This window comes from Micromonospora sp. WMMA1976, from assembly GCF_027497335.1.
Taxonomy (GTDB): domain Bacteria; phylum Actinomycetota; class Actinomycetes; order Mycobacteriales; family Micromonosporaceae; genus Micromonospora; species Micromonospora aurantiaca.
On record NZ_CP114912.1, the window covers coordinates 734,757 to 749,733 of the forward strand.

A 14,977-nucleotide genomic window follows, 5' to 3' on the forward strand; every position below is an offset into this window, starting at 1 on the left:
GCCGGAGCCGGCCCGGTGCCCAGTCTCCCGACCAGCCGAATCTATCGGGCCGAAGACGACTTTTCGGGCGCTTCCCGCGCTCAGGGCAGCGGGAACGGCAGCTTGATCCCGTCCAGGGCGCTCCCGCACTCGCACTCCCGCTCGGCGGGCAGCGCCGCCACGGCGTCCAGCAGCAGCCCGCGCAGCCGGTCGGTGTTCTCCGCGAAGACCCGGAACACCTCCTCGTGGGTGACCGACTCGCCCGCCTCCACGCCCGCGTCCAGATCCGTCACCAGCGCGATCGACGTGTAGCAGAGGGCAAGCTCACGGGCCAGCACCGCCTCCGGGTGACCGGTCATGTTGACGATCGTGCCGCCCATCGAGGCGAACCAGCGCGACTCCGCCCGGGTCGAGAAGCGCGGACCCTCGACCACGACCACGGTCCCGCCGTCCACCGCCGGCACGCCACGCCCCGCCGCCGTGTCGAGCAGCGTGCGCCGCCCGGCCGGGCAGTACGGGTCGGCGAACGACACGTGCACCGCGCCCCTGTCGTAGTACGTCTGCGTGCGCCCGCTGGTGCGGTCGATCAACTGATCCGGCACCACGAACGTCCCCGGGCCCAGCTCCGGCCGCAGGCCGCCCACCGCGCACGGTGCCAGCACCTGGCGTACGCCGAGCGACCGCAGCGCCCACAGGTTCGCCCGGTACGGGATCAGGTGCGGCGGGTAACGGTGATCGCGTCCGTGGCGGGGCAGGAACGCCACCCGGCGACCGCCCACCTCGGCGACGGTGATCGGGCCCGACGGCTCGCCGTACGGGGTGTCCACCACGTGTTCCACCCCGTCGAGCAGGGCGTAGAGCCCCGACCCGCCGATCACCGCCAGTTCGGCCTGCGCCGCCATCCGGCCCTCCCTCGATCCGTCGCGATCACCCGCCGTCAGACCTTAACCAGCGGGCCGGGTGCAGGCTATGGTGCGTGACATGGCGTTGACAGGGTGGACGGTCGACGGCCTCGGGCCCGTACGGGCGCACGGCTGACGGGTGTCGGACATGCAGGGTGAGGGGCAGGCGATCGGTGGCCGAGCCATGGAGTCGATGACCGGACGACTGCTGGTCGCGACACCAGGGCTCAAGGATCCGAACTTCGACCGTACGGTCGTGCTGCTCGTCGCCCACGAACCCGGCGGCGCCCTCGGGGTGGTGCTGAACCGGGCCACCGAGGTCTCCGTGGCCGACGTGCTCGGCGACTGGAGCGACCTGGCCGGCGACCCGGCGGTGCTGTTCGAGGGCGGCCCGGTGCAGCCCGACTCCGCCATCTGCCTGGCCCGGATGCGGCACCCCGTCCGGCCGGTCAAGGGCTTCCACCGCGTCTCCGGCGCGGTCGGCACCATCGACCTCTCGGTCGACCCGGAGAAGCTGCGCGAGGCGGTCGGCGGGATCCGGGTGTTCGCCGGCTACTCCGGCTGGGGTGCCGGGCAGGTCGAGCGCGAGATCGAGGAGGGCTCCTGGTTCGTGTTCGACGCGCTGCCCGGTGACGCCTTCGTCGACCGGCCGGATGATCTCTGGCCGATGGTGCTGCGCCGGCAGGGCGGCATGATGGCGGCGGTGGCCCACTTCCCGCCGGACGTGGCACTGAACTGAGCCGGGTGCGGGGGCACCCCCGCGAGATGACCATGCCGGGCGGCGTGTGTATAGTTCTCTCCGTGCCCGGGCGACCGGGGACGACCGCAAGGGGCCGTGGCGCAGCTGGTAGCGCACCACACTGGCAGTGTGGGGGTCAGGGGTTCGAGTCCCCTCGGCTCCACCCAAGCGGAAAAGCCCTGGTGGGGAGAGATATCCCACCAGGGCTTTTCGCTATCTCAGGATCAGTTGGCCCTGCACTCGAGCGGGCGACAGGATGACGGTGGCGAAGGCCCACGCCTTCCCCGTCGCCTCGCCTCGAGCCCAGTCCGCGATCAGTCCTCCACCCACGCCTTCTTCAGCACGTTGAGTAGCGCGGCCTGACGCTTTCGCAAGACCTCCGGCGTCCACTGGTTCTCCAGGAGAACCTGGCTCGTTAGTGCGAACGTGGCGACGCCGTTCTTCCCGGCGAAGTAGGTGGCCTTCTTCTTCGTAAAGTCGAAGTTGCGCGCCTGCGAGTTCTTCGCGCGGTTCAGCAACACCAGGTTGGCGACGCGGTGCGTCCAGTACTCCCGTTGCTCATCGGTGAACCTGACCTTCCACAGCGAGGCGGGTGCCGGGTTCTGCGGCAGGACGTGCTCAACCGTGATGCGGGCATGCTCATATGTAACGCCAGGCGCGCCGGCCAGAAGTTCATCGAGACGCAGCAGCACGTAGCGGCGTACCTTCTCCTGGAGATAGAGGTCGCCGTTCAGCTTCTCCGTGACCTCCTTCTTCTCAACTTCGGAAAGCGCCAGCGACGGCGCGTCCAGTCCCTTTCCGTCGGCAAGCTCGCGCAGCAATGCGGCATAGCGCTGGGCCCGTGGGGTCGCGTAGACCCGGCGGATGAGCATGCTGGCTGCGAGCCGCTCGAGCGCCTTCAGGAAGTCATCCAGCCAGGCGGCATCGTCACCGTGGCGACGAAGTGCCCACAGGGCGGGCGGCAGCCAGTCGCTGTTGTCGATCTGAGCCAATCTCCGGAACCAGTTGTTGACCGGCTCTGCGCCCACCGGTGCTGCGTAGGTGAAGTCCCGGATCTGGCCGTAGGCTTCGGCGTACGGGGTCAGCACATCGTCGACGAAGGCGGCGCCCCTGCCCGGCAGGTAGTCAACGAGGACTTGTTCGGGGAACTCTCTGAGTAGTTCCTTTTCCGGACGTTTCATGGCGAAGATCATCCGGATGTGCTGGAAGAGTTCGGCGAAAAGCTCGCGGCCCACCAGCTCCTCAGCGCTCTCCCACTTCTCGGCGTATGCATCTGAGTCGTCGGAGGGCAGGCCGCCGATGATGTTCGACTTGAAGATGTCGGTGGGCAGAAGATCGAGCCCGCGGGCGTTCATTACGCTGAAGATGCGGTGGGCGCTGGCCAGATCTGGTGTGCTCACCACGACCAGGTAGGTGCGCGTGCTCAACATCCGCATGAGTTCGAGTCGGCGGTGGGACGGCCACTGTGCGAGGCGTCCGTGGAGGGCGTTCGCGTTCTCCTGGATGGCGCGCTGGGCGTCGTTCTTGACCACCGTGTGGTTGAGAGCCAGCAGATGAATAACGCTGCCGGTGCGTTGGACGTGATCCGCGAAGAACGCGCGGTCGCGTTTCCGTAGCATAAGACGCGGCTGCGAAGCCAGTCCTCGGATCTTGTCACCAGGCTCGGAGATCAGGTGGTCGAGGCTTGATCGAACCTCTTGGTCGTCGGTCAGATCGCGCAGGACCGCGAGCAGAATGGTCAGGGTTGTGAGGCGCTGCTGGCCGTCGATGACTTCGGCCGCCGGATCCTGCTTGTTCTTGACGAGGACGACGGATCCGAGGAAGTAGGGATCCGCGCTGTCGCGGTCGAGGGCCTCACTCAGATCATCCAGTAACTGCAACGCCTGTTCCTTGCGCCACGCATAGGGGCGTTGGTAATCAGGGATGCTGAAGCTGTATTCGCTGCAAAACACCTTGTGGAGCGGCATTTCGTGCGCCTCGAGTTGTGGCATTGGTGCATTATCCCTACCGGGTCTCCGGATGTCCCTCGCCCAGATGGTTATCCGCAACCCGCCTAACGAGCGGACCAGGAGAAGTGCTGACGTCGCCGTTGATCAACTTCAGTGGTGCGGTTCCCTAACTGGTCACGCGGCCCGCGAGCACCAGCGCCCAGCACAGCGCGCCGAACCCGGCAGTGCTCGCCACCGTCCGGACCACGTTCCAGGTGACCCAGGCGGACTCGAAGCGCTCCCGCGCCGCTCCGAGATCCGCCGTGCCGGCCGCCGCGAGCGCGTCGTTCAGCGGCACGTTCACCGCCACCGTGACGACGAACATCACCAGGTACAGGGCCAGCCCGGCGACGATCCACGGCAGCGCCGGCCGGGTCGCCCCGCGCCACGCCAGCACCGCCGCGAGCGCCGCCAGCGCCGGCGTACCCAGGAACGCCAGCAGGAACCAGCCGTTGACGACTGAGACGTTGATGCGCTGCATGGCGTCCACGAACGTGCGGTCGTCCGCGCCGCGCAGCGCCGGCATCACGGCGTACGCGAACGCGGCGAACAGGCCCGCCATCAGACCGGCGCCGACTGTGGCGCCGACCAGCGTCAGTTGTTGTACGAGTCGCATGTCCTCATCGAACCGCCGGGCGATGAGACGGCACATGGTCAGGACGCGCGATCGTGTGTTCAATCGTCTCGTGGACGCCGTCTCCGGCCTGCTCGACGGTCCCCGGGCGCGGGGCGCCTTCCTGCTGCGTTCGATCCTCACCCCGCCCTGGTCGATGCTGATCCGGGACGAGGCGCCGCTCACGCTTGTCGCCGTGGTGCGGGGCGAGGGCTGGATCGTGCCGGAGGAGGGCGACGCCGCGCGGCTGACCGGCGGTGACGTGGCGATCGTGCGCGGGCCGGCCCCGTACACGGTGGCGGACGACCCGGCCACGGCGCCGCAGGTGGTAGTGCACCCGGGGCAGCGCTGCACCACACCGGACGGGCGCGAGCTGTTCGCGATGACACGCTGGGGCGTACGCACCTGGGGCAACGGGCCGGACGGCCGGACCGTGCTGCTCACCGGCACGTACCCGGTACGGGGCACTGTCGGGCGGCGGCTGCTGGACGCGCTGCCGCCGCTCGCGGTGGTGCGGCGCGAGTCGTGGGACACGCCGCTGGTGCCGCTGCTGGCCGCCGAGATCGTCAAGGACGACCCCGGCCAGGAGGCGGTGCTGGACCGCCTGCTCGACCTGCTGCTCATCGCCGCGCTGAGGGAGTGGTTCGCCCGGCCGGACGCCGCCGCCCCCGCCTGGTACCTGGCGTACGCCGATCCGGTGGTCGGCCGCGCGCTGCGCATGCTGCACCACGACCCGGCCCGGCCGTGGACGGTGGCGTCACTCGCCGCGGAGGTGGGGATGTCGCGGGCGGCGCTGGCCCGGCGCTTCACCGCGCTGGTCGGTGAGCCGCCCATGTCGTACCTGACGGGCTGGCGGCTGGCGCTCGCGGCCGACCTGCTCCGCGAGCCAGGCGCCACAGTCGGCGCGGTGGCCCGCCGGGTCGGCTACGGCAGTTCGTTCGCCCTGAGTGCGGCGTTCAAACGCCGGTACGGCGTGAGCCCGCGCCGGCACGTCGACCCGGATAGATTGGCCGGATGACTGTCGACCTGTTCGCCGGCGTCCCGGTGCGCGATCTCGCGGTGGCGACGGACTGGTACGAGCGGCTGTTCGGCGAACCGCCGCAGTTCCGGCCGAACGACAGCGAGGCGGTGTGGGAGCTGGCCGAGCACCGCTACCTCTACGTCGACGTGCGGCCCGAGCACGCCGGTCACGCCATGCAGACGGTAGTCGTCGACGACCTCGACTCCCGCGTCGCGGGGATCACCGCCCGCGGTCTGACGCCGACCGCGCAGGAGACCTACGACAACGGCGTCCGCAAGGTGATCTTCCACGACCCGGACGGCAACGAGATCGGCTTCGGCGGCGGTCCGGCCTGACCGGGCCGGCCGGGCCGCGGGGATTCGCGGCCCGGCCTGCGACGTCAGCGCGGGCGCCGGGTCTTCGGCAGGTCGAACTGGTCGGCCCGGCGGCAGTCCTTCGGGCCGCCGATCGCCTGCGGGCCGACCTCGTCGAGGGCCTTGCGGGCGCGCTGGCGGCCCAGGTTCCAGGCGTACCAGGGGTCGGGTTCGGCGAGGTCGTCGGCGATCCAGCTCAGCGTGCACCGGCGTACCGGGTCGGGGAGTTTGGCGAGCGCCGGGGTGGCGTCGGCGGACAGTGCCCGCAGGTACCAGGCGTCGATCTTGCCGGTCTGCTCGTACCGCAGCGTGTTGCGGCGGGCGACGTAGTCCTCCGGGTTGAGCACGGCCAGGCCGAGCAGCATCGCCACCGCCAGCGCGAGCGTGGTGCCGGGGATCCACCGGCCCCGCCACTTGACGCCGGCCGCGATGATCATCAGGAAGACCGTGCCGAGCAGCATCTCGAACGCCATCACGAAGATCCGCTCGCCGGTGAAGCTGTAGACCTTCTGGTACGTCCACATCCGGGACAACGCCGACGCCACGATCACCACGCTGAGCGCGCTGATCAGCCCGAGCAGCACGCGCAGCAGGATCCGCTCGACCGGCCGCTCCCGGCGTGCCCAGCGGCTCACCCCGCCGAGCACCGCCACCGTCAGCAGCGTGACGAAGAGCAGCTGCCAGAAGCCGCTGCGCGCGTACTCGGCGTAGCTGAGCCCGGCGACCCGCTGCACGTGCTGCTGCCCGCCGAAGAGCGTGGTGAACTGCACCACCACGAACCCGGCGAACAGCAGCGTGAGCGCGCCGATGGCCGGGGCCCACTCCAGCAGGCCGAGACGGCGTTCACCCTCGCGATCCACGGTGGACAGGTCGGGCGGCGCGGCGAGCGTGTAGAGCGCGGCAACCGCGATCAGACCGCCCACCACTGCGAGGAACAGCCAGCCGAACACCGTACCGATGTTGATCTCAGGGACGAGCGAACCGAGCGCCTCGGAGAACGCCGCGTCGGCCGACGCGAGCAGGCTGCCGAAGACCACGAGCACCACGACCGTGGCGACCACCGAGACGGTCACCTTGCGCACGGTCGCCTCCTGCGGCGAGGCGGTGATGTGCCGGCGTACCCACGGCAGGCCACGCAACGCCGCGAACGGCGTCGCCACCAGGCCGAACAGGACCGAGCGCACCAGCCGCCCGCCGATGATCGCCAGGGTGGCGCAGCCGAGCGCGCCGAGCACGCAGAACGTCACGAGCCACCAGGCGTTCCGGAACGCCGGCACGGCGATCAGGGCCAGCGCCGCAGCCGCCCACCCGGCCCGGATGAGCTTGTCGGCGCGCGGCAGGTCCGCGGTCTTCGACCGGACCGCCAGCACCACAGCGAGCGTGAGCGTGAGCCAGCCCAGGAACCAGCCGACGCCGACGCGGCCGAGCGGCACGAAGACCGCGCTGCCGACCGCGGCGGCCAGCACCGCGAGCGGCACCGCCCGCCCGGTCGCCGCCTTCGGGCCGGGCCACCGCGCGCCGAGGAACGAGGTCCGCGGCACCGGAGGTCGCGGCGCCCACGTCGGCGCCTGCGGGTGCCCGCTCCACCCCATTCCGGGGTACGGCGGCGCGGGCGCCAGCCCACCGCCGTGCGGAGGCGGGGTGCCCGGAGCGCGCTGAGTACCCGGCGCGGGCAGCGGCCCGGAGGCAGGCTGCGCGCCCGGCGCGGTCCATGCTCCGGAGACTGGCGCCTGCGTGGCGCCGGACGGGCCGGTAGCCGCTGGCGTGCCCGGGGGAGCGGCAGATGTCTGCGAGGCTCCCGACGGGCCGGAAGTCGCGGAAGCGGCCGTCCGCAGAGCACCATCGCCGGGGCGCGCGCCGGTCCCGGCTCCACCGGAGGCGGCCGTGGCCGCGTCTGCCGGGCCGGCATCCGGGGTGGACGATGCGGCGTCGCCGGTGGCCGGGGACGTTCCGCCAGCCTGCTCCCGGCGAGCCGCCGGAACGGCGTCCGGCGGGGCGGCGACAGGCCCTCCGCCCGCCGGACGGTCGGCGACGGGCTTCCCAGCCTCGGCTGCTGCCGCCGCACCCGATGCGGTCGGGCCGCTCGCGGCGGTGGAAGGAACCGAGCCCTCGGCCGGTGTGGACAGGGCGGCGGTGGTGCCGCTCGCGCCGGTGGCCGGGGCAGCGCCCTCCGCCGGGGAGCGCTCGGCGGCGGGCGCCGTCGCCTGGGCGGGCACCGCCGCCGGCTGGCCGGGTGCCCCCGGCTGGCCGGGCGCGGGGACCAGCGGGAGGAACAACGCGTACCCCTGGGTGCCGGGCGGCACGCTGACCGGAATGGCCCAGCCTGGTTGCCCCTCGGCACCGGGCCACGGCACCGGTGCGGGAGCGCCCTCCATCGTGGGCAGGACCAGCAGGTACGGCTGTGCGGGGGCGGGAACGTCGCCCGGTGCGGGACCGGCCGCGGGGGCGGCGCGGGACGACTCGGGGGACGGGACCGGCTCGGGCAAGGGACGCTCCTCGATCACAGGGTTTCGTCACTCTAGGGCCGTCAGGCGTCCGTCGCCGCCCCGGTTGTCCGTTCGGTCATGCCGCCCCGCCGATCGGCGCGGATCGAACCTTTGGCGGCTCGCGGCCGTACCAGTGCGCGGGAGGTCGATCACATGGCCGCACGTCGCGCGTTCGCCGCGTTCGCCGCCGTCGCCGCGACGGTGCCGCTGACCGCCGCGCCGGCCGCGGCGCACGGTGCGCCGACCAGCCCGCTGAGCCGGGCCGCCGCGTGCGGGCCCGAGGGTGGCCGGGCGCAGACGCCCGCCTGCCGGGCCGCGGTCGCCGCCGGAGCGGCGGTACGCGAGTGGGACAACATCCGGGTGGCCCGGATCGACGGGCGGGACCGGGAACGCATTCCGGACGGGGAACTGTGCAGCGGCGGGCTGTCCGCGTATCGGGGGCTGGACCTGGCGCGTGCCGACTGGCCCGCCACCACGCTCACGGCCGGTGCCCGGCACACGTTCCGCTACCGCACCACCATCCCGCACCGGGGCACGTTCCGGTACTACGTCACCACCGGCTCGTACTCGCCGAAGCGCGTGCTCACCTGGGCGGATCTGGAGGAGAAACCGTTCCTCGAGGTCACCGACCCGCCGATCCGCGCGGGCGCGTACGAGATGCGGGGGAAGCTGCCGACCGACCGGACCGGCCGGCACCTCGTCTACGTCATCTGGCAGAACTCGGACACCCAGGACACGTACTACTCCTGCTCGGACGTGATCTTCCGGGCGGCACGCGGTGAGCCGGACCCGCCGCCGGCAGCGCCGAAGGCGAGCGCGTCGCCTCCGCGTACCCTCGCCGTGCCGGCGGCCGACGACGAGCCGGCGGTGCCGGTCGCGACGGTGACCGACGGCGGACCGCTGTCCCGGCCGCTCGTCCTCGGCGCGGCGGCGCTCGTCGTCGCGCTGCTCGCGGCGGCGGTGGTCGGACTGCGGCGGGCCGGCGGGCCGCCGCCCGGGCGGCCGTGCGGGATCCGCAACCACCGCGCCGGGCGGCGCCGCATCTGGTGACTCAGCCGAGCAGGCTCTCGATCTCCGCCAGGTCGTCACCGGCGAGGTCGAGGTTGTTCACCGCGGCCACGTTGCCCTCCAGTTGCCCGACGCTGCTCGCGCCGATGATGAGGCTGGTCATGCGCGGGTCGCGCAGCGCCCACGTCAAGGCGAGCTGCGCGAGGGTCTGCCCGCGTCGCTCGGCCACCGCGGCGAGCCCTCGGACCGTCGCCATCGTCTCCTCGTCGAGGTCGCTCTCGTTCAGGAAGACGCTCGTGCGGACCCGGGAGTCGGCCGGGATGCCCTTCAGGTAGCGGTCGGTGAGCAGGCCCTGGGCGAGCGGGCTGTAGGCGATGCAGCCGGCGCCGACGCGCTCCAGCGTGTCCAGCAGGCCGTCGCTCTCCGTCCAGCGGTTCATCATCGAGTACGACGGCTGGTTGATCAGCAGCGGCGTGCCCAGGTCGCGCAGGATCGCGGCGGCCCGCTCGGTCTGCTCCGAGTCGTAGTTGGAGATGCCCACGTAGAGCGCCTTGCCGGAGCGGACGATCGCGTCGAGCGCGCCCATCGTCTCCTCCAGCGGGGTCTCCGGGTCGAACCGGTGCGAGTAGAAGATGTCGACGTAGTCCAGTCCGAGGCGGCGCAGTGACTGGTCCAGCGACGAGATCAGGTACTTGCGCGAGCCCCACTCGCCGTACGGGCCCTGCCACATCAGATAGCCGGCCTTGCTGGAGATCACCAGCTCGTCCCGGTACGGCTTCAGGTCGGCGGCGAGCAGCCGGCCGAAGTTCTCCTCCGCCGAACCGGGCGGCGGGCCGTAGTTGTTGGCCAGGTCGAAGTGGGTGATGCCCAGGTCGAAGGCGCGGCGGACGATGTCGCGCTGCCGCTCGAAGGGGCGGTCCGGTCCGAAGTTGTGCCACAGGCCGAGGGAGATGACGGGGAGCTTCAGCCCGCTCCGGCCGCTGCGCCGGTAGATCATCTCGTGGTAACGGTCGTCGCTGGCGAGGTAGGTCACCAGGCCATTCTGTCCGGACCGGAGTGCGCACGCAGCGGCGCGGGTACGTTCGGCCTCATGCGTTACGTGCGGCTCGACACCCCCAAGCCCATCTCCAAGATCGGCCTCGGCACCTGGCAGTTCGGTTCCAAGGAGTGGGGCTACGGCCCCGAGTACGAGCGCCGGGCCGCCGAGATCGTCCGTCGGGCGCTCGACCTGGGCGTCACCCTGTTCGACACCGCCGAGCTGTACGGCTTCGGCCGCAGCGAACGCATCCTCGGTGCGGCACTGGGCGACGACCGGGCCAAGGTCGTGGTCGCCACCAAGATCTTCCCGTTGCTGCCGGTCGCCCCGGTGGTGCAGCAGCGCGCGGTCGCCTCCGCCGCCCGGCTCGGCGTCGACGGCATCGACCTCTACCAGGTGCACCAGGCCAATCCGGTGGTCGCCGACACCACCACCATGCGCGGCATGCGCTCGCTGCAGGACGTCGGGCTGGTCGGCGAGGTCGGCGTCAGCAACTACGGCCTGCGCCGGTGGCGGTTCGCCGAGGCCGCGCTGGGCCGCCGGGTGCTGAGCAACCAGGTCCGCTACAGCATGATCGACCGCGGCCCCGAGGAAGACCTCATCCCGTACGCGGAGCAGGCCGGCCGGATCGTCATCGCGTACTCGCCGCTGGCGCAGGGTTTCCTCTCCGGCCGCTACGACGCCACGAACCCGCCGGCCGGGGCGGTACGCCGGGCCAACCCGTACTTCCTGCCGGAGAACCTGGAACGCGGCACCGCGCTGATCGCCACGCTGCGCGAGGTGGCCGACGCGCACGACGCCACGCCGAGCCAGATCGCGCTCGCGTACGTGCTGCGGCACCCGAACGTGGTGGCCATCCCCGGTGCCTCCGGGGTCGAGCAGATGGAACGCAACGCCGCCGCCGCCGAGATCGACCTCGCCGACGACGAGTACGCCGCACTGGTCGCCGCCGCGCACGCGTTCCGCCCGGTCACCGGGCTGGCCGCCGTACCCCGGATGGTCCGCGCCCGCCTCGGTAAGTGAGCGGCGTTCCGGTGGCGTCCGTGGTCGGCTGAGTGACGACGGGCGCCGCCGGTCATCGGACCGCGCTAGCGTGGGTCGGGTGACCGCTCCCAACCAGGTTTCCCCGGTCCCGCCCGCCGACCTGCCGAGCACGCTCGGCGAGCTGCGCGCGACCGGCCACCGCTACCGCACGGTCAAACAGGAACTCCGAGACAACCTCCTCGTCCGGATGGGCTCCGGCGAGGAACGCTTCCCCGGCATCGTGGGCTACGAGGACACGGTGCTGCCCGAGGTCGAGCGCGCGCTGCTCGCCGGGCACGACATGGTGCTGCTCGGCGAGCGCGGGCAGGGCAAGACCCGGCTGATCCGCTCGCTCGGCGCGCTGCTCGACGAGTGGACCCCGGTGATCCCCGGCTCGGTACTCAACGAGCACCCGATGCACCCGCTCACCCCGGCGTCCCAGGCGCTCGTCGACTCGGCCGGCGACGACCTGGCGATCGGGTGGCTGCACCGCTCGATGCGGTACGGCGAGAAGCTCGCCACGCCGGACACCAGCGTCGGTGACCTGATCGGCGACGTCGACCCGATCCGCCTCGCCCAGGGCCGCACGCTCGGTGACCCGGAGACCATCCACTTCGGGCTCGTACCGCGCACCAACCGGGGCGTCTTCGCCGTCAACGAGCTGCCCGACCTGGCCGAACGCATTCAGGTGGCGCTGCTCAACGTGCTGGAGGAGCGCGACATCCAGGTCCGCGGCTACCAGCTGCGGCTGCCGCTGGACCTGCTGCTGGTGGCGAGCGCCAACCCGGAGGACTACACCAACCGGGGCCGGATCATCACGCCCCTGAAGGACCGGTTCGGCGCGGAGATCCGTACCCACTACCCGCTCGACCTCGACCTGGAGCTGGCACTGATCCGGCAGGAGGCCGACCTGGTCGCCGTCGTACCTGAGCACGTGCTGGAGGTGCTGGCCCGGTTCGCCCGCGACGTGCGGGAGTCCCCGTCGGTGGACCCGCGCTCCGGCGTGTCCGCCCGGTTCGCCATCGCCGCCGCGGAGACGGTCGCCGCCGCCGCGTTGCGCCGTTCGGGTCTGCTGGCCGGTGCCTCTGCCGTCGCTGCTGCCTCGGGTGGCGGCGCTGCGTCTGCGTCTGCCTCTCGTCGGGAGGCGCCGGTGGCCCGGATCGGGGACACCGTCTCCGTCACCTCCACGCTGCGCGGCAAGGTCGAGTTCGAGAGCGGCGAAGAGGGGCGCGAGATCGAGGTGCTCGCGCACCTGCTGCGTACCGCCACCGCCGAGACGTTCCGCGCCCGCCTCGCCGGGCTCGACCTGTCCGGCTTCACCGCGATCGTCGCCGAGGGCGGCGCCGTCGAGACCGGGGAACTGGTCTCCTCGGCCGAGCTGTTGCGCCAGGTCGGGACCGTGCCGGGGCTGGCCAAGGTGCTCGACCGGCTCGGGCTCGGCGACGCGCCCAGCCCGGAGGAGGCGGCAGCCGGCATCGAGTTCGTGCTGGAAGGGCTGCACCTGACCCGCCGGCTCGGCAAGGACGTCACCGACACCGGGCGCACCGTCTACGGGGACCGGGACTGACAATGGCCGGCGGCAACCGCTTCCGGTACGGGCAGTGGCGCGGCGGACCCGACCCGCTCGCCCCGCCGTACGACGTGCGCGCCGCGGTGGACGCGGTCGGCTCGGACGTGCTCGCCGGCGGCAGCCTGCGCGAATCGCTGCGCGAGCTGCTACGGCGCGGCCCGCAGGGGCGTGGCGGGCTCGACGACCTGGCCGCCCGCGCCCGCCGCCTCCGCCGGGAGGCGCTGCGCCGGGGCGACCTGGACGGCGCCGTCACCCGGGCCCGGGCCCTGCTCGACCAGGCGCTCGCCGCCGAACGCGACGAGCTGCGCGGCCGCGACGGCGACGACGCCCGGTTCGCCGAGGCCGTGCTCGACAACCTGCCCCGCTCCACCGCCCGTGCCGTGTCGGAGCTTTCCGGGTACGACTGGGCCAGCGCCGAGGCGCGGCAGACGTACCAGCGGATCCTCGACGGGCTGCGCGGCGACGTGCTGGAGCAGCGATTCGCCGGGCTGCGCGACGCGGCCCGGGCCACCGCCGACCCGGCCGTCCAGCGGCAGCTCGCCGAGATGATGCGCGACCTCAACGACCTGCTCGCCCGGCACGCCCGCGCCGAGGACACCACCGACGCGTTCGCCGAGTTCATGCGCCGCCACGGCGAGTTCTTCCCGGAACGCCCCAGGGATGTCGACGAGCTGATCGACGTACTGGCCCGGCGGGCCGCCGCCGGTGAGCGGCTCATGCGGTCGCTGTCGGACCGGCAACGCGAGGAACTGGCCGGGCTGATGCGCCAGTCGCTCGGCGACCGGCTCGCCGGCGAACTGTCCCAGCTCGACGCCCACCTGCGGTCGCTGCGGCCGGACCTGAACTGGCAGCGCGGCGAGCGGGTCCGCGGCGACCAGCCGCTCGGCTACGGCGAGGCCACCGGCGCGCTCGACGAGATCGCCGAACTCGACGAGCTGCTGGACTCCCTCGACCAGGACCAGCCCGGCGCCACGCTCGACGACGTCGACGTGGAGGCCGTCGCCCGGACGCTGGGCCGGGACGCCGCCGACGACGTACGCCGGTTGCGGGAGCTGGAACGCGAACTGCGCCGCCAGGGCTGGGTCACCCGCGATGCGGACGGCCTGACGCTCAGCCCCAAGGCGCTGCGCCGGCTCGCGAGCACCGCGCTGCGGCGGGTCTTCGCCGACCTGACCGCCGGCCCGCGCGGCCAGCACGACCTCCGCACGGCGGGCGCGGCGGGCGAGGTGAGCGGGGCGTCCCGCCCCTGGGAGTACGGCGACGAGCAGCCGCTGGACGTGGTGCGCACGCTCACCCGCGCGGTACGACGGGCCGGTCCCGGAGTGCCGGTGCCGCTCGCGGTCGAGGACTTCGAGGTGGTGGAGACCGAACGGCGGGCGTCGGCGGCGGTGGTGCTCTGCGTCGACCTGTCGTACTCGATGATCTCGCAGGGCCGCTGGGGCCCGATGAAGCAGACCGCGCTGGCCCTGTCGCATCTGATGGCGACCCGGTTCCCGCAGGACGCGCTGCAGATCGTCGGCTTCGGCCGGGAGGCGATGCCGCTGACCCAGCAGGAGCTTGCGGCGGTGGAGCCGGACATGCAGCAGGGCACCAACCTCCAGCACGCGCTGCGGATCGCCGGCCGGCACCTGCGCCGCCACCCGGGTGCCGAGCCGGTGGTGCTTGTGGTCACCGACGGCGAGCCGACAGCGCACCTGGACCCGGAGGACGGTGAGGCGTACTTCCACTGGCCGCCGTTGCCGGAGACCATCTCGGCGACGATCCGGGAGGTGGACCGGCTGACCCGGTACGGCGCGACGCTCAACCTGTTCATGCTGGGCGATGATCCAGGGCTGCGCCGGTTCGTGGACGCGGTGGCGCGGCGTTCGGGTGGCCGCATGTTCACCCCGGACCTGGACGACCTGGGCGAGTACGTGGTTTCCGACTACCTTCGTGCTCGCCACGGCCGCCGCTGACCCTGCTGCTCCCCGCCCCGACGCCGATCTTGGAGTTGTGGCACCCGGGATGCCCGACTCACGGCTTTCGCGAGGCGCCATAACTCCAAGATTGCCGCATCCGTCGCCAGTTCACCCGCGATCTTGCACTTGCTGCCCGGGCAAACCTCGCAAACGGGATGCCGGGAGGGCGTGAACGGCAAGATCGCGCGTGTCGCCTGCGGCGCCCTTCGGGTCAGCCCTGCCCGGTCGCGTCGATCATGAACTTGGCGGCGCTTGGTGTCCGTTTTGTCGCTGCCAACCTCATGATCGACGCTGCGGGCGC

The 14,977-nt window shown here is 72.2% G+C and carries 12 protein-coding genes and 1 tRNA gene; 8 read left to right on the forward strand and 5 right to left on the reverse strand.

Features of this window, described 5'->3' with window-relative positions; genetic code table 11:
- Positions 1-80 precede the first annotated feature (80 nt).
- Positions 81-881 carry an S-methyl-5'-thioadenosine phosphorylase gene (locus O7546_RS03575; RefSeq protein ID WP_194798444.1) on the reverse strand — a complete coding sequence of 267 codons (801 nt, stop codon included), beginning with the start codon at positions 879-881 and terminating at the stop codon, positions 81-83.
- Positions 882-1,029: 148 nt separating this feature from the next.
- Here O7546_RS03575 and O7546_RS03580 point away from each other — a divergent pair, with 148 nt between their 5' ends.
- Both O7546_RS03580 and O7546_RS03585 read left to right on the forward strand, forming a co-directional pair.
- Complete coding sequence (locus O7546_RS03580) at positions 1,030-1,620, forward strand: YqgE/AlgH family protein (protein ID WP_018787607.1); 591 nt, start codon at positions 1,030-1,032, stop codon at positions 1,618-1,620.
- 90 nt (positions 1,621-1,710) lie between these two features.
- Positions 1,711-1,783 (forward strand) — tRNA-Ala (locus tag O7546_RS03585).
- A 151-nt stretch (positions 1,784-1,934) separates the two neighbouring features.
- On the opposite strand, the gene O7546_RS03590 is transcribed toward O7546_RS03585, so the two are convergent.
- Both O7546_RS03590 and O7546_RS03595 read right to left on the reverse strand, forming a co-directional pair.
- Positions 1,935-3,611 (reverse strand): DUF262 domain-containing protein, encoded by a 1,677-nt coding sequence (locus tag O7546_RS03590; protein WP_194798443.1) that lies wholly within the window; start codon positions 3,609-3,611, stop codon positions 1,935-1,937.
- Positions 3,612-3,735: 124 nt separating this feature from the next.
- Positions 3,736-4,224 (reverse strand): anthrone oxygenase family protein, encoded by a 489-nt coding sequence (locus O7546_RS03595; RefSeq protein WP_194798442.1) that lies wholly within the window; start codon positions 4,222-4,224, stop codon positions 3,736-3,738.
- Positions 4,225-4,294: 70 nt separating this feature from the next.
- Between O7546_RS03595 and O7546_RS03600 the strand changes: the two genes are divergently transcribed.
- Both O7546_RS03600 and O7546_RS03605 read left to right on the forward strand, forming a co-directional pair.
- Positions 4,295-5,239 carry an AraC family transcriptional regulator gene (locus O7546_RS03600; protein WP_194798441.1) on the forward strand — a complete coding sequence of 315 codons (945 nt, stop codon included), beginning with the start codon at positions 4,295-4,297 and terminating at the stop codon, positions 5,237-5,239.
- Positions 5,236-5,577 (forward strand): VOC family protein, encoded by a 342-nt coding sequence (locus O7546_RS03605; RefSeq protein WP_194798440.1) that lies wholly within the window; start codon positions 5,236-5,238, stop codon positions 5,575-5,577. Before O7546_RS03600 ends, O7546_RS03605 begins: the two co-directional genes overlap by 4 nt.
- 44 nt (positions 5,578-5,621) lie before the next feature.
- Here the strand turns inward: O7546_RS03605 and O7546_RS03610 are convergent, their stop codons facing one another.
- Positions 5,622-7,136, reverse strand: a complete 1,515-nt coding sequence (locus tag O7546_RS03610) for a DUF4173 domain-containing protein (RefSeq protein ID WP_281600442.1) — start codon at positions 7,134-7,136, stop codon at positions 5,622-5,624.
- Between the two features lie 1,098 nt (positions 7,137-8,234).
- Here O7546_RS03610 and O7546_RS03615 point away from each other — a divergent pair.
- Positions 8,235-9,131: a lytic polysaccharide monooxygenase gene (locus O7546_RS03615; RefSeq protein WP_281600443.1), complete on the forward strand. Its 897-nt coding sequence runs from the start codon at positions 8,235-8,237 to the stop codon at positions 9,129-9,131.
- Between the two features lies 1 nt (position 9,132).
- Here O7546_RS03615 and mgrA read toward each other — a convergent pair whose 3' ends face one another.
- Complete coding sequence (mgrA, locus tag O7546_RS03620; protein WP_269696182.1) at positions 9,133-10,122, reverse strand: L-glyceraldehyde 3-phosphate reductase; 990 nt, start codon at positions 10,120-10,122, stop codon at positions 9,133-9,135.
- Positions 10,123-10,179: 57 nt separating this feature from the next.
- Here mgrA and O7546_RS03625 point away from each other — a divergent pair, with 57 nt between their 5' ends.
- The 3 genes from O7546_RS03625 (at position 10,180) to O7546_RS03635 (ending at position 14,673) form a co-directional block, all read left to right on the forward strand.
- Positions 10,180-11,148: an aldo/keto reductase gene (locus O7546_RS03625; protein ID WP_047894557.1), complete on the forward strand. Its 969-nt coding sequence runs from the start codon at positions 10,180-10,182 to the stop codon at positions 11,146-11,148.
- A 70-nt stretch (positions 11,149-11,218) separates the two neighbouring features.
- Positions 11,219-12,715 (forward strand): magnesium chelatase, encoded by a 1,497-nt coding sequence (locus tag O7546_RS03630; protein ID WP_269696183.1) that lies wholly within the window; start codon positions 11,219-11,221, stop codon positions 12,713-12,715.
- 2 nt (positions 12,716-12,717) lie between these two features.
- On the forward strand, positions 12,718-14,673 hold the full coding sequence (locus O7546_RS03635) for a VWA domain-containing protein (protein ID WP_194798435.1): 1,956 nt from the start codon (positions 12,718-12,720) through the stop codon (positions 14,671-14,673).
- The last annotated feature ends 304 nt before the right edge of the window (positions 14,674-14,977 follow it).

What these genes read in the sequence shown, in the direction of transcription:
- O7546_RS03575 (WP_194798444.1), bottom strand. Translation starts at nt 881, where the DNA reads ATGGCGGCGCAGGCCGAACTGGCGGTGATCGGCGGGTCGGGGCTCTAC.
- O7546_RS03580 (WP_018787607.1), top strand. Translation starts at nt 1,030, where the DNA reads ATGCAGGGTGAGGGGCAGGCGATCGGTGGCCGAGCCATGGAGTCGATG.
- O7546_RS03590 (WP_194798443.1), bottom strand. Translation starts at nt 3,611, where the DNA reads ATGCCACAACTCGAGGCGCACGAAATGCCGCTCCACAAGGTGTTTTGC.
- O7546_RS03595 (WP_194798442.1), bottom strand. Translation starts at nt 4,224, where the DNA reads ATGCGACTCGTACAACAACTGACGCTGGTCGGCGCCACAGTCGGCGCC.
- O7546_RS03605 (WP_194798440.1), top strand. Translation starts at nt 5,236, where the DNA reads ATGACTGTCGACCTGTTCGCCGGCGTCCCGGTGCGCGATCTCGCGGTG.
- O7546_RS03615 (WP_281600443.1), top strand. Translation starts at nt 8,235, where the DNA reads ATGGCCGCACGTCGCGCGTTCGCCGCGTTCGCCGCCGTCGCCGCGACG.
- O7546_RS03625 (WP_047894557.1), top strand. Translation starts at nt 10,180, where the DNA reads ATGCGTTACGTGCGGCTCGACACCCCCAAGCCCATCTCCAAGATCGGC.
- O7546_RS03635 (WP_194798435.1), top strand. Translation starts at nt 12,718, where the DNA reads ATGGCCGGCGGCAACCGCTTCCGGTACGGGCAGTGGCGCGGCGGACCC.